This is a genomic window from Amycolatopsis sp. VS8301801F10 (genome assembly GCF_046195355.1).
GTDB lineage: Bacteria > Actinomycetota > Actinomycetes > Mycobacteriales > Pseudonocardiaceae > Amycolatopsis.
The window spans coordinates 7,677,224-7,690,041 of the sequence record NZ_CP176065.1 but is presented as its reverse complement, the minus strand read 5'-3'; the positions used below and the strand labels follow the sequence as shown (position 1 = coordinate 7,690,041).

At 70.6% G+C, this 12,818-nt stretch carries 12 protein-coding genes; 5 read left to right on the top strand and 7 right to left on the bottom strand.

Features of this window, described 5'->3' with window-relative positions; all coding sequences use genetic code 11:
- The first annotated feature begins 4 nt into the window (after positions 1-4).
- From F9C11_RS35185 to F9C11_RS35175, 3 genes are read left to right on the top strand one after another with little or no spacing between them, the layout of a single operon-like run.
- Positions 5-205, top strand: a complete 201-nt coding sequence (locus tag F9C11_RS35185) for a hypothetical protein (RefSeq protein WP_409181677.1) — start codon at positions 5-7, stop codon at positions 203-205.
- Positions 192-1,508, top strand: a complete 1,317-nt coding sequence (locus F9C11_RS35180; RefSeq protein WP_409181676.1) for an amidase — start codon at positions 192-194, stop codon at positions 1,506-1,508. Before F9C11_RS35185 ends, F9C11_RS35180 begins: the two co-directional genes overlap by 14 nt.
- Positions 1,505-2,059, top strand: a complete 555-nt coding sequence (locus tag F9C11_RS35175; RefSeq protein WP_409181675.1) for a TetR/AcrR family transcriptional regulator — start codon at positions 1,505-1,507, stop codon at positions 2,057-2,059. The genes F9C11_RS35180 and F9C11_RS35175 overlap by 4 nt, the downstream gene beginning before the upstream one ends.
- Here the strand turns inward: F9C11_RS35175 and F9C11_RS35170 are convergent.
- The 4 genes from F9C11_RS35170 to F9C11_RS35155 all read right to left on the bottom strand — a co-directional run bounded on the left by F9C11_RS35170 (position 2,056) and on the right by F9C11_RS35155 (position 7,932).
- Positions 2,056-3,249 (bottom strand): GNAT family N-acetyltransferase, encoded by a 1,194-nt coding sequence (locus F9C11_RS35170; RefSeq protein ID WP_409181674.1) that lies wholly within the window; start codon positions 3,247-3,249, stop codon positions 2,056-2,058. The two genes, F9C11_RS35175 and F9C11_RS35170, sit on opposite strands and share 4 nt — an antisense overlap.
- A gap of 71 nt (positions 3,250-3,320) precedes the next feature.
- Complete coding sequence (gene xdhC, locus F9C11_RS35165) at positions 3,321-4,145, bottom strand: xanthine dehydrogenase accessory protein XdhC (protein ID WP_409181673.1); 825 nt, start codon at positions 4,143-4,145, stop codon at positions 3,321-3,323.
- Complete coding sequence (xdhB, locus tag F9C11_RS35160) at positions 4,142-6,511, bottom strand: xanthine dehydrogenase molybdopterin binding subunit (protein WP_409181672.1); 2,370 nt, start codon at positions 6,509-6,511, stop codon at positions 4,142-4,144. Before xdhB ends, xdhC begins: the two co-directional genes overlap by 4 nt.
- Positions 6,508-7,932, bottom strand: a complete 1,425-nt coding sequence (locus F9C11_RS35155; protein ID WP_409181671.1) for a xanthine dehydrogenase small subunit — start codon at positions 7,930-7,932, stop codon at positions 6,508-6,510. Before F9C11_RS35155 ends, xdhB begins: the two co-directional genes overlap by 4 nt.
- 421 nt (positions 7,933-8,353) lie before the next feature.
- Here F9C11_RS35155 and F9C11_RS35150 point away from each other — a divergent pair, with 421 nt between their 5' ends.
- Together F9C11_RS35150 and F9C11_RS35145 are read left to right on the top strand one after the other, a co-directional pair.
- Positions 8,354-9,049, top strand: a complete 696-nt coding sequence (locus tag F9C11_RS35150) for a hypothetical protein (RefSeq protein ID WP_409181670.1) — start codon at positions 8,354-8,356, stop codon at positions 9,047-9,049.
- A gap of 48 nt (positions 9,050-9,097) precedes the next feature.
- On the top strand, positions 9,098-10,492 hold the full coding sequence (locus tag F9C11_RS35145; RefSeq protein WP_409181669.1) for an MFS transporter: 1,395 nt from the start codon (positions 9,098-9,100) through the stop codon (positions 10,490-10,492).
- Positions 10,493-10,544: 52 nt separating this feature from the next.
- Here F9C11_RS35145 and F9C11_RS35140 read toward each other — a convergent pair whose 3' ends face one another.
- From F9C11_RS35140 to F9C11_RS35130, 3 genes are read right to left on the bottom strand one after another with little or no spacing between them, the layout of a single operon-like run.
- Positions 10,545-10,967: a DUF2871 domain-containing protein gene (locus F9C11_RS35140; RefSeq protein ID WP_409181668.1), complete on the bottom strand. Its 423-nt coding sequence runs from the start codon at positions 10,965-10,967 to the stop codon at positions 10,545-10,547.
- The gene (locus tag F9C11_RS35135; RefSeq protein WP_409181667.1) at positions 10,964-11,662 is read right to left on the bottom strand and encodes an ABC transporter ATP-binding protein; all 699 of its coding nucleotides are present in this window, start codon (positions 11,660-11,662) and stop codon (positions 10,964-10,966) included. The genes F9C11_RS35140 and F9C11_RS35135 overlap by 4 nt, the downstream gene beginning before the upstream one ends.
- On the bottom strand, positions 11,662-12,678 hold the full coding sequence (locus tag F9C11_RS35130) for an ABC transporter permease (RefSeq protein ID WP_409181666.1): 1,017 nt from the start codon (positions 12,676-12,678) through the stop codon (positions 11,662-11,664). The genes F9C11_RS35135 and F9C11_RS35130 overlap by 1 nt, the downstream gene beginning before the upstream one ends.
- Positions 12,679-12,818 lie beyond the last annotated feature (140 nt).

Here is a 12,818-nt window from a genome sequence, read left to right as displayed (position 1 = left end):
CCTCGTGTCCGAACTGACCCCTGGCGAGGCGGCCCGTCTCGCCGCCCGAGCCGGATTGCCGCTGGCCGCCGTCCGGCATACCGACGTGGCCGCCGTCGCCAACCACATCCACTCCGTGGTGACCGTCCTGCGCGACCTGGATTTCGGCGACACCCCGCCGGCTTCCACGTACCGAGCGGAGGAGGTCCGGCATGTCGCTGGCTGATCTCACCCTCGCCGAAGCGTCCGCCGCGATCCGGGACCGGCGCGTGTCGCCGGTCGAGCTGGTCGAGGAGGTCCTCGCGCGCATCGCCGAGGTCGAACCCCGGCTGCACGCGTACGTCACGGTGGACGCCGACCGCGCCCGGGCCGAAGCCGCGGCGCTGGGCGAGATCCGCGGGCCGCTGCACGGCATTCCGATGGGCTTGAAGGACCTGATCGACGTCGCCGGAACCGCGACCACCGCCAGCTCCCAGGTCCGCGCCGGACATCGCGCCGAGCGGGACAGCACCGTCGCCGCCCAGCTCAAGGCCGCCGGAGCGGTCCTTCTCGGCAAGACTCACACGCACGAATTCGCCTACGGCCTCACGACTCCGCAGACCCACAACGCCCGCAACCCGTCGCGCGTCGCCGGAGGATCCAGCGGCGGTTCCGCCGTCGCCGTCGCCGCGGGAGCCGCGACGTTCGCCCTCGGCACCGACACCGGCGGCTCGATCCGGGTGCCCGCCGCGCTGAACGGAGTCGTCGGCCTGAAACCGACCTACGGCCTCATCCCGCGCGACGGCGTGACGTCGCTGTCCTGGTCGCTGGACCACGTCGGCCCGATCACCCGCACCGTCGAGGACGCCGCACTCGTGCTGTCAGTCCTCATTGGACAGTCGGTCTCGGTCGGCGGCGAGCTGGCCGGGCTGCGGGTCGGAGTCCCGGGCAACTACTACTTCGACCGCGTCGACCCGGCGGTGGAAACCGCGGTCCGCGAGGCCATCGGGCATCTCGAGGAGCTGGGCGCCGAGCTGGTCGACGTCGAAATCCCGATGACCCGGTACCTCCAGGCAACGCAGTGGGGCCTGATGGTTCCGGAAGCCACGGCTTATCACGAGCGCAGCTTGCGTACCGTGCCGGACCAGTACGCCGCCGACGTCCGGATCCTGCTCGAAGCTGGCGAGCTGATGACTGCGGGGGACTACCTGCGCGCCCAACGCGCCCGCACCCTCATGCGGCAGGAATGGACGCGGCTGTTCGAGAGGGTCGACGTCCTCGCCGCGCCGACCGTCCCGATGACGGCTGTCCCGGCCGGACAGGAGACGGTCACCTGGTCCGATGGAAGCGTCGAAGCGGTTTCGGACGCGTACGTACGGCTTTCGGCTCCCGCGAACATCACCGGCGTACCAGCGTTGACGGTCCCGGTCGGCGACGATCCCGACGGATTGCCGATCGGCCTGCAGCTGCTCGCCCGGCCGCATGGCGAATCCGTGCTCCTGCGGACCGGACACGCCGTGGAACGGGCGCGCCTTACAGTGGCACGGTGAGCCAGAAGCGGATGGTGCGTCCGGGCGGGCGCAGTGCGCGAGTCCAGGAATCGGTGCACGCCGCGGTCCGCGACCTGATCGCCGAATCGGGCCGGGGCGCGCTGACCGTGCCCCAGGTCGCGGCGCGGGCGGGCGTCACGCCGTCGACGATCTACCGGCGGTGGGGCGACCTGCAGGAACTCCTGTCGGACGTCGCGGTCGAACGGCTGCGCCCGGAAGCCCCGCCGGAGGACCACGGTTCGCTGGCCGCGGACCTGACGGCGTGGACCGAGCTGTTCCTGGACGAAATGTCCTCGCCGGCGGGCCGGGCCTACATCCGCGACGCACTGCTCGGCGACCCGGACGGCAGCAACGCCGGCCAGTGCTCGGCGTACGCCGCCGACCAGGTCGAAGTCGTCCTGGCGAGAGCGATCGCCCGAGGCGAGGCGGCGCCGTCCGCGGAAACGGTGATGGACCGGGTGGTGGCTCCGATCATGTACCGGATCCTGTTCCGCCCGAACGGCCTGGACGCCGAGTACGCCCGCCGGTTGGCGGCTGAGGTGCTGGCTTAGAACCAGTGCACGCAGTGCGGCGCACGATCCGACCGGAACAACGCGTCCGCCACCCCGGCCGCCTCCCCGTGGTGCGCCCGGACATGCCCCGCCCGGACCAGCACGCTCGGCAATGTCCCGCCGAGATAAACCGAGCCCAGGTCGCTCACGTCGAGCGACAGGTCCGGCGCGAGGTCGGTCCGCACGCACTCCGCCTTCCCGTCCCGCACCGTCAGCCGGTAGCGGCCGTGTTCGTCCAGGAAGGGGTCCGTCACGTCGAGGACCAGCGAACCGTCCGCGAACCAGCCGCGGGTGGTCAGGGCGCGGGGGAGGTCGAGCAGCCGCACCCAGAGCCAGTCCGTGGTGCGGGGCTCGCCCGCGCGCAGGTCCGCGAGCTGCCAGCGCAGCGGGTTCCCCGGCGGGAGGTGTTTGAAGTCGATCGTCTTGACCAGGTCGTGCCCCAGCAGGTACTGGGTGAGCGAGGTGAAAGCCGCGTCGTCGGCCGCGATGACCTCGTCGACCGTCAGGACGCCGTCGGTGACCAGGTAGCTCGCGTATCCGTCCGCGGTGCCGTCGGCGTCCCGGTGCACGGCGAGGTACCGCGGTTCCGGGCTGGTCGGCGGATGGCCCGCGCCCAGCGTCCACCAGCGGTGCGGCCGCGACAAGGCGCCCGGCTGGGTGCGGCGGTAGCGGTCGTAGATCTCTTCCAGCAGGCCACCGCAGTCGACGCGGCGGAGCAGCTCGACCGAGCCCGTCGCGACCGGCGTACCTCCGCGCGGGGCACCGAAAGCGGAGCGGTGCCGTTCGACGGTCATCTGCTCGGTGGAGGTCGCCGGTCCGTAGCCGAACCGCCGGTAGATCACCGCTTCGGTGCAGAGCAGCACCGACAGGAACTCGCCGCGGGCGCGGACGTCGGCTAGGTGCTCCTGCATCAGCGCGCGGAGCACGCCCTGCCGCCGGTGCGTTGGCAGCACGCCGACGGCGGTCACGCCAGCGGCGGAGGCGAGCACATCCCCGGGCAGCGTGAGGTCGAAGGAGTACGCGCCGGTGGTGCCGACCGGTTTCCCGTCTGGAGCGTAGGCGATCAAGCTCCGGTCGCTCTCGAAAGCGCCCAGGATGCCGCTGCCCGGCGACTCGGGCCAGTAGCGGCCGAACGCGGCTTGGACGGTGCGGAAGAAGACGTCGTAATCGTTGTCGCGCCGGATTTCCATCGCAGAAGGCCCCCAGGAGCTGACGGTGTCTCCCCGTATCCCAGTCGTGCTCCCGGGGGCAGGCAAGCGATTTACGCCTGAAGCGCGCCCGGCTGCACCCGCGCCGGGAATCTCTGCAGCAAGTCGGCCGCCACGCTCACCGCGATCACCGCCGGTTCCTTGCCGGTCAGGCCCGGCAGGCCGATCGGCGTCGTGATCCGGGACAGCGCCGCCTCGTCATGGCCGAGATCGGTGAGCCGCTTCCGGAACCTCGACCACTTCCCGGCGGAACCGATCAGCCCGATCGACCCGCACGTGCCGCTGCGCAGCGCCGCGTCGCACAGGGCGATGTCCTCGGCGTGGTCGTGCGTCATGATCAGCACGTGCGTGCCCGCCGGCAGCTCGGACAGCACCGTCTCCGGCAGCAGCGGGACCTGGTGGACGTGCACGGTCGCCACCGCGTCATCGAGCACGGCCAGCCGTTGTGCGGTCAGCTGCGCCGGTCGGCTGTCGATCAGGTGCAGCGAAATCTCGTGCCGGGCGAGCACCCGCGCCAGCTCCAGGCCGACGTGGCCGACGCCGAAGACCGCCACCGACGGACGCACCGGAAGCGGCTCGAACAGCAGCGTCATCGTCCCTCCGCAGCATTGCACGCCGTGCTGGTAAGGAGCCTTGTCGGACAGCGAAAGCGTTTGCAGCACCGGCGCGGTCGCGTTGTCCCGCAGCAGTTCCCGGGCCCGCTCGATGGCGACCGCCTCGGCATTGCCGCCGCCGATCGTGCCGTGGGTTTCCGCCGAGCCGACCACCATTTTCGCGCCGCCCTCGCGCGGAGTGTGCCCGCGCGAGGACGTCACGGTGACGAGCACACCCGGCAGCCCCGCGTCCCGCAGGTGCTGTACCGCGCTGATCCAGTTCATGACTGGCCCACCAGATCCGGCACCTGGGCCTCGACCTCCGGAGCCGCGGTGACAGCGCGGTCGATCGCCCAGAACACGGCTTCCGGCGTCGCCGGGGACGCCAGATCGACGCTGTGCCCGGGCTCGCCGAACGCGGCGACCGCCTGCCGCAGCGCTTCCCGCACCGCGAAGGCCAGCATCAACGGCGGTTCGCCGACCGCCTTCGACCCGTAGACCGCGCCTTCTTCGGTGGCATCGGTCAGCAGCGTGACGTTGAAGACTTCCGGCATCTCCGAGAAACTCGGCAGCTTGTACGTGCTCGCCGCCTGGGTCGCGAGCCGCCCGCGGGTGGGCCGGTCGGACTCGTCCCAGCGCAGGTCCTCCAGGGTCAGCCAGCCCATGCCCTGCACGAATCCGCCCTCGATCTGGCCGATGTCGATCAGCGGGGACAGGCTGTCGCCGACGTCGTGCACGATGTCGACCCGCCGCGTCCGGTACGCGCCGGTGAAGTCGTCCACCTCGACCTCGGCCAGCGCCGCGCCGTAGGCGAAGTACTTGAACGGCGAGCCGCTCATCGTGGCGGAATCCCAGCTCAGGCCCTCGGTCCGGTAGTACCCGGCGGCGGACAGGTGCACCCGGTCGAAGTAGGCCGCGTGCACCAGCTCGTCCCAGCCGATTTCCTCGCCGGACGGGGTGCGCGCCGCGCCGCGGACGATCCGGACGTCGCTTTCCGGCACGCCGAGCTTGCCCGCCGCAACGGCGAGCAGCCGGTCGCGGATCTGCTCGCAGGCGTTCTTGACCGCGCCGCCGTTGAGGTCCGCTCCCGAACTCGCCGCGGTGGCCGAGGTGTTCGGCACCTTGTCCGTCCGGGTCGGGGCCAGCCGCACCTTCTCCGGCGGCACGCCCAGCGCGGTCGCGGCCACCTGCAGCATCTTCGTGTGCAGGCCTTGGCCCATTTCGGTGCCGCCGTGGTTGATCAGCACCGAGCCGTCCTTGTAGACGTGCACCAGCGCGCCTGCCTGGTTGAACGCGGTGAGGTTGAACGAAATCCCGAACTTCACCGGCGTGATCGCGAGCCCGCGCTTGGAATGCGCGTGTTTCGCGTTGTACGCGGCGATCTCGGCCTGCCGGCGCTCGGCCTCGCCCGAGTCCAGCAGCTGCTGCCAGATCCGGTGGATGCGTTCCGGGTGCCGCACCGGCATCCCGTACGGCGTTTCCTGGCCTTCGGAGTAGAAATTGCGCCGCCGCAGCTCGGCCGGGTCGATGCCGAGCAGCGGTGCGCAGCGGCCGAGGATGTCTTCGATCACCAGCATGCCCTGCGGCCCGCCGAATCCGCGGAACGCGGTCTGCGACGTCTTGTTCGTCTTCGCGATCCGCCCCATCGCGCGGACGTGCGGGATCCAGTACGCGTTGTCGACGTGGCACAGCGCGCGGGCGAGCACCGGTTCGGACAGGTCGAGGCTCCAGCCGCCGTCCGCGGTCAGCACGACGTCCAGCGCCTGCAGCTTGCCGTCGGCGTCGAAGCCGACGCTCCATTCGGCGTGGAAACCGTGTCGTTTGCCGGTCATCGTCAGGTCCTGGGTGCGGGTGAGCCGCAGCCGCACCGGACGTCCGGTGAGCGTCGCGCCGAGCGCGGCGACGGCGGCGTACCCGTGCGGCTGCCATTCCTTGCCGCCGAACCCGCCGCCCATCCGCAGGCTCTGCACGGTGACCTCGTGGCTGTGCTTGCCCAGCACGTGCGCCACGATGTCCTGCGTTTCCGACGGATGCTGCGTGCTGCTCTGCACGAAAACCTGCTCGGACTCGTCGACGTGGGCCAGCGCGCACTGGGTTTCGAGGTAGAAATGCTCCTGTCCGGCGAAGTCGAACTCGCCGCGGAAGACGTGCGCCGAACCGGCCATCCCCGAGTCGACGTCGCCGCGCGCCACCACTCGCGGCTCGCCCTGGAAACTGCCCGCGGCGATGGCTTCGCCGACGGTGACCAGCGACGGCAGCGGTTCGGTGTCCACCTCGACGGCCGCCGCGCCCAGCCGCGCCGCTTCCAGCGTCTCGCCGAGCACCCAGCACACCGCGTGGCCGTAGAACATCACCTCGGACGGGAACAGCGGTTCGTCGTGGTGCACGCCGGAATCGTTGACGCCAGGGACATCCGCCGCGGTGAGGACGCGGACCACGCCGGGCACGGCCTCGGCCTCTTCGGTGCGGATCGCGAGCACCTTCGCGTGGGCCTCGGGTACCTGTACGGGGTATGCGTGCAGCACGTCTTTGGTGCGGGCGACGAGGTCGTCGGTGTACAGCGCGGTGCCCCGGACGTGCGCCGCGGCGGCCTCGTGCGGCCGGGCGATCCCGATGGACGGGCTTTCCGGGCGGTCCGAAAGTGCGCTCATGCTCGTGCTCCCTCGAGAGAGTCGGCGTGCAGTTTCAGCAGGCTGCGGCCCAACGTCGCGGCGCGGTAGGCGGCGCTCGCGCGGTGGTCGTCCATCGGCGTGCCCTCGCCGCGCAGGATTTCCGCTGCGGCGCGGACGGTTTCCTCGTTCCAGGGCTGTCCGACGAGCGCCGCTTCGGTGTCTTCAGCGCGGATCGGGGTCGCGGCGACCCCGCCAAGGCCGATCTGCGCGGTGCGGACGAGACCGTCTTCGAGGTCGAGCGCGAACGCGACGGCGACGCTGGAAATATCGTCGAACCGCCGTTTGGCGACCTTGTGGAACGCGGTGGTTCCGGCCAGCGGCAACGGAATCCGCACCGAACGGATCAGCTCGTCGTCCCGCCGCACGCTCTGCCGGTACCCGGTGAAGTACTCCGCGAGCGGCACCTCGCGCTCTCCGTCCACTGAGGACAGGACGACGCTGGCGCCGAGCGCGAGGAGCACCGGTGCGGAGTCGCCGATCGGCGAACCGGTGCCGAGGTTTCCGCCGAGGGTCGCGGCGTTCCGGATCAACCGCGACGCGAATTGCGGGATCAGCTGGCTCAGCAACGGAATCCGGCCGTCGAGGCGGCGGTCCATTTCGGTGAGGCTCAGCCCGGCGCCGAGTTCGATCGTGTCCGCGCCGACGTTCAGCACCTGCAGTTCGGGGATGCGGTCGATGGCGACGACGCAGTCCGCCCGGACGCCGCGGATGTTCACCTCGACGCCCCAGTCCGTCGACCCGGCCACGAAAGTCGCGTTAGGACGGTCGTGGCGCAGCTGGAGCGCTTCGGCCCAGCTGGCCGGGCGAAGGTAGTCCCGTCCGTCGCGGTGCAGTTGTGTCGCAACGGGTTCCGGCGCGCGGCAGGTGCGCCGCTGGGCCAGCGGGTCGTCGGCTGGGGGAGTGCCGAGCGCGCGCGCGGCGTCGCGGATCGGCCGGTATCCGGTGCAGCGGCACAGGTTTCCGCTCAGCGCGTGGATGTCGAAGCCGTTCGGCGCGTGGTCGTCGCCGGTCGCGGCGCGGTCGCCGCGGTAGTACTCGGCCGCCATGCTGCAGACGAACCCGGGAGTGCAGTACCCGCACTGGGATCCGCCGCGCACGGCCATTTCGTGCTGCACCGGGTGCAGTTCTTCGGCGGATCCGAGACCCTCGGCCGTCCACACCTCCTGCCCGTCCAGCGAACCGACCGGGGCGAGGCAGGCGTTGATCGCGACCAGGTCGGTCGGGGATGCGACGCCGGGCCGCGCGACCAGGATCGCGCACGCGCCGCATTCGCCCTCGGCGCAGCCCTCCTTGCAGCTGGTCAGGCCCTGTCCGCGGAGCCAGTCCAGTGCCGTGGTGTGCACGGGGACGGCGCCGATCGCGGTGCGTTTCCCGTTGACGGTCACCTCGGGGTCGACCATCGGAGTTCCTCTCGTCTGTTCTCGGCTGGGGCCACGGCCGCCGACGCGCCGTCGGCGCAGGTCAGGGGGACCGTGGGAAAGAGCGGCACGGGACTGGGGGAGCCCGTGCGCGAGCGCGGCCGAGCGGGGAGACCGCTCAGTGCCGCGTTGGCCAGCCGTGCGCGACGCGCCCCTTGTTCCAGGCGGACTGGCGCGTGCGCTGGCGGAGGTCGGCGAGCTGGCCGGAAGTCAGCAGCATCGCGCACCTCCTCGAGAGCGAACGGAACGGGCGGTGCGGGCGCACTGCCGTTGCCGAAGCGTAACGCCGGGCACAGCCCGAGACAAGGGCCGGCGTCGCCCGAAAGGAGACCCAGGACACACTTCCAAATACCCCTAGGGGGTATAAAGTCCGTGGCGTCGAAAACGAGTGAAGGAGAGTTCGATGAACGGCAACGGCACCGCACTTTCGGCCGGCGGGGTCCAGCTCGGCGTCGTGCACGCCCCCGTCCGCGCGGGGGAGGACGGCGAGCTTGCGTTCACTGTCAGCACCGCCGACGGACAGCCGGTCACCAAATACGAGGAGGCGCACGGCAAGCAGTTGCACCTGATCGTGGTTCGCACGGACGGCGCGCACTTCCGGCACCGCCATCCGGTGCTCGACCCGGAGACCGGCGTCTGGTCGATCCCGTGGACCTGGGCAGCGGCGGGCGCCTACCGGGTCTTCGCCGACCTGACTCCGGCGGGCGGCGAGAGCGTGACGCTGTCGCGGACGGTCGAGGTCGCCGGCGACTACCAGCCGCAGGCCGCGGAACCTGTCGCGAAGGACGTGGTGGACGGCTACGAAGTGACCCTCGACGGCACGCTCGCGGCGGGCGCGGCGACGATGCTGACCGCCCGCGTGACCCGCGGCGGACAGCCGGTCACCGAGCTGGAGCCGTACCTGGGTTCGTTCGGCCACCTGGTCGCGCTGCGCCAGGGCGACCTCGCCTACCTGCACATCCACGCGCTCGGCGACGGGGAGCCCGGGGAAATCCGGTTCCACGCCGAGGCCCCGACGACCGGCCGCTACCTGCTGTACCTGGACTTCCAGGCCGAGGGCACGGTGCGCACCGCCGACTTCGTCCTCGACGCGGCCTGAGCAGCTTCATGCCGTGCTGCCGATCCCCTTGAAGAGAAAGAGAAAACGATGACCACCGCACAGGAAACCCGGCCGAACACGCTCCGCTGGTGGGCGCTCGGACTGATCGCACTGGCCCAGTTCATGGTGATCATGGACACCTCGATCATCGGCGTCGCCCTGCCGCGCATGCGCGACGCTCTCGGCTTCACGCCCAGCACGTTGTCCTGGGTCTTCAACGCCTATGTGATCGCCTTCGGCGGCCTGCTGCTGCTCGGCGGGCGGCTGTCGGATTTGTTCGGCGCCAGAAGGCTTTTCGCGACCGGATGGGCGATACTCCTGGCCGGTTCGGTGCTCGCCGGAGCCGCCGGGAACGTGCCGGTCGAACTCGCCGGCGGGATCGTGCAGGGCGCGGGAGCCGCGCTGATCGCCCCGTCCGCGCTGACGTTGCTGATGATGCTCTTCGGCAGCAGCCCGAAGGAACTCACGAAAGCCCTTGCGCTGTACGGCGCGGCGGCTCCGGCCGGCGGCACCGCCGGGGTGTTCCTCTGCGGGGTGATCACCGAATACCTGTCGTGGCCGTGGGTGTTCTACCTGAACGTGCCGATCGCGGTGCTCGCGCTGTTCGCCACTCGCGCCGTGCTGCCCGGGGGAGCGACCGGAACCCGTGGCACGGTTGATGTTTTCGGTGCGCTGACCGTCACGCTCGGCTTGGGCACGCTGGTGTACGGGATCGTGCGCGCTCCGGAAGCGGGATGGACGTCCACCTGGATCGCGCTCGCTGCCGGCCTCGTGCTGCTGGCCGGTTTCGTTGTCCGCCAAGCGAAAGCGCGCACCCCGCTGATGCGGCTGTCGGTCTTCCGCGCCCCGCGGCTCGGCGCGGCGAACCTGGCGCAGGTTTTCCTCGGCGCGGCCTGGATTCCGATGTGGTTCTTCCTGAACCTCTACCTGCAGCAGGTTCTCGGGTTCCGCGCCTTCCCGGCCGGCGCCGCGCTGCTGCCGATGACCGCGCTGATCATGCTGGGCATGATCGCCCTGGCCCCGCGGGTGATCGGCCGGTTCGGCCCGAAGCCGCCGATCGTGGCCGGATTGCTGGTGCTGGCGGCCGGCTTGGGCTGGCTCGCGCTGGTGCGCGCGGACGGCAGCTTCTGGGCGGACGTCCTGCCCGCGTCGCTGGTCGCGGCACTGGGGATGTCGCTGGCCTTCATCCCGTCGCTCGGCACGGCGATCTCCGCGGCCCGGCCGGAAGAAGGCGGGCTCGCGTCGGGAATCGTGAACACCGGCTACCAGGTGGGTTCGGCGCTCGGGCTGGCCGTGATGACCGCACTGGCGGCGGCTTCGGGCGCGGGCGCGCTCGGCGACCCAGCGGCGTTGACGAACGGCTACTCGGTCGCCTTCGTCGGCTCGGCGGTGATCGCCCTGGCGGGGGCTGGTCTCGCGGCTGTGACCTTCCGCCGCCGGTAAGTCCGTGAAGGGAACCCTGGGGGAATCTGATTCCCTCAGGGTTCCCCTCACGTCACGCCTTGGTCTCGGCGGGCTTCCAGATCCGCCCGTGCAGCGCCACGAACAGCAATACGAACGCGACCGTCAGCAGGATGTGCCCCAGCCCGGCGATCCCGGCGATCGCCGGGCCGGATTCCTTGCCCAGCACGGTGAGCGTGCCGTGCACGAGCATTCCGCCCACCGTGACGAGCATCCCGGCGTGGTAGATCCAGAAGAACGGTGCGAAGGAGCGGGTCGCCGACAGCGTGAACACCTTGTCCAGCACCAGGACGATCAGGAATACCAGCGTCCCGAGCGCGAGCAGGTGGGTGTGCACAATGGACAGCTGGGTGTCGCCGGTGAAATGCTCCGCTTTGGTCAGTTCGCGGTAGTAGAGCCCGCCGAGCAGGCCGAGGATCGTGTAGATCGCGGCGGCCCAGTAGATCTTCTTCGTCATCGGTTCTCCTCGGCGCCGGCCCGGGCCGGCTGGTGGATCCGTCCGTCGACGACCTCGTGCACCGAGTCGACCCCTTCGAGGTGGGAGCGGTCGTGGGTGACCAGCACGGTTGCCGTCGCCTGCTGGTGCGTGATCGTAGTGAGCAGATCGACGACCGCCGCGCCGCGGTCCTGGTCCAGCGCGCTCGTCGGCTCGTCGACCAGCAGCACGGCGGGCTCGTTCATCAGGGCGCGCGCGATGTTCACTCGCTGCTGCTGTCCGCCGGAAAGCCGCCCTGGCCGATGCGCCGCGCGATCAGTTAGCCCGACGGCGTCGAGCAGCTCCTTCGCTCGGTTTGTCGCCTCGCGACGCGGCGTTCCGTTCAGGTGCGCCATGACCTCCAGCTGTTCCACCGCGGTGAGCGACGCGAGCAGATTCGGTTGCTGGAACACGATCCCGATCTTGGTGCGCCGCAACTCCGCCAGCGCGGCCCGGTCCAGCTCGGCGGTGTCGACGCCGCCGACGACCACGCGTCCGTGATCGGGCCGGATGAGGGTCGCGGCGACGGCGAGCAGGCTCGATTTCCCGGATCCGGACGGTCCGACGACCGCGGCGACGTTTCCGGCGGGCACGTGCAGGTCGACCTGGTCGAGGGCGGTGAGGCGGGAATCGCCGTCGGGGTAGGTCAGGGTGATGCCGGACAGGTGCAGGCTCATCAGTGCGCTCCGGAGGTGAGGGCGGTCAGCGGGTCGACGGAGGTGATGCGGCGGACCGCGAGCGCGGCGCCGAGCGCGCCGAGGACCACCAGCATCGCAGCCGGGCCGAGCAAGGTGCCCGCGCTGAGCACGAACGGCACCGTTCCGGACGCGACCGCTCCGAGCGCGGCAGCGAGGCCGGTCCCGAGGGCAGTTCCGCCGATCAGCAGCACGACGGCTTGGCCGAGCGCGTCGCGCAGCAAGTACTTCGTGGTCGCGCCGAGCGCCTTCAGCACCGCGATGTCGCGGCTGCGCTGGATCGTCCACACGGTGAAGAACGCGCCGATCACCAGTGCGGAGATCACGAACAGAAAGCCGCGCATGAGCTGGAGCGAGCCGTTTTCCGCCGAGTAGGAGCCGATGGCGGACAACGCATCGTCCTTCGTGACGGTCCGGGTGCCGATCCGCGCATCTGCCGCGGCGATATCGGCGGACGGATCGGTGGTCACCGCGAGCACTGTCGCGTTTGGACCGGTGAAGTGAGTCCACACCACCGGGAGATGGCTGTAGGAGGCGTCTCCGTCGATGGCGGACACGGTGACTTTCTGGCCTTGCAGCGTGAGTTGGTCGCCTTCGCGGGCTTGCAACGCGTCTGCGGCGCTCGTGGACAAGACGACCGTGCCTGGCCTTGAGTTCCGGACTCCGAACGCCGCCAACGTCGCGGTGCGCTCGCCGACCGCCGCGCTGGCGGTGCTGATCGCGATCGGTTCCGCGCTGGTCACTCCGGGCACCCGGGCGTACTCCTCGGCCTGCGCGCGGGTCACTGTGGACTGTCCAAACGAGAGCGATCCGTCGCCGGGATCGGCGAAGACCAGGTGGTCGGCAGGCAACCCGGTGATCGCGGACGTGCTCTTCTCGGCCAGCCCGGAGGTGAGCCCGGACAGCAGCCCGACCAGCAACGTCATCAGCACGATGACGGTCCCCATCAACGCGAACCGCCCCTTGGCGAAGCGCAGATCCCGCCACGCGACGAACATGTGCGTCCCTTCCTTCTCGATGTGCGCTCCAGCGTGCTCCGGCCGAGGCGCGGAGACATCGCGCCGCGGACGGTCTCCCCGGAATCGATGGGCGCACTCGCCGCTCAACCTTTCGATTGATGCGGATTCCAGCCGGGACA

Bases quoted from the DNA above. Each gene is read 5' to 3' on its own strand.
- F9C11_RS35140 (WP_409181668.1), bottom strand. From the start codon at position 10,967: ATGACGAAGAAGATCTACTGGGCCGCCGCGATCTACACGATCCTCGGC.
- F9C11_RS35145 (WP_409181669.1), top strand. From the start codon at position 9,098: ATGACCACCGCACAGGAAACCCGGCCGAACACGCTCCGCTGGTGGGCG.
- F9C11_RS35130 (WP_409181666.1), bottom strand. From the start codon at position 12,678: ATGTTCGTCGCGTGGCGGGATCTGCGCTTCGCCAAGGGGCGGTTCGCG.
- xdhB (WP_409181672.1), bottom strand. From the start codon at position 6,511: ATGAGCGCACTTTCGGACCGCCCGGAAAGCCCGTCCATCGGGATCGCC.
- F9C11_RS35170 (WP_409181674.1), bottom strand. From the start codon at position 3,249: ATGGAAATCCGGCGCGACAACGATTACGACGTCTTCTTCCGCACCGTC.
- F9C11_RS35180 (WP_409181676.1), top strand. From the start codon at position 192: ATGTCGCTGGCTGATCTCACCCTCGCCGAAGCGTCCGCCGCGATCCGG.
- F9C11_RS35135 (WP_409181667.1), bottom strand. From the start codon at position 11,662: ATGAGCCTGCACCTGTCCGGCATCACCCTGACCTACCCCGACGGCGAT.
- F9C11_RS35155 (WP_409181671.1), bottom strand. From the start codon at position 7,932: ATGGTCGACCCCGAGGTGACCGTCAACGGGAAACGCACCGCGATCGGC.
- xdhC (WP_409181673.1), bottom strand. From the start codon at position 4,145: ATGAACTGGATCAGCGCGGTACAGCACCTGCGGGACGCGGGGCTGCCG.
- F9C11_RS35150 (WP_409181670.1), top strand. From the start codon at position 8,354: ATGAACGGCAACGGCACCGCACTTTCGGCCGGCGGGGTCCAGCTCGGC.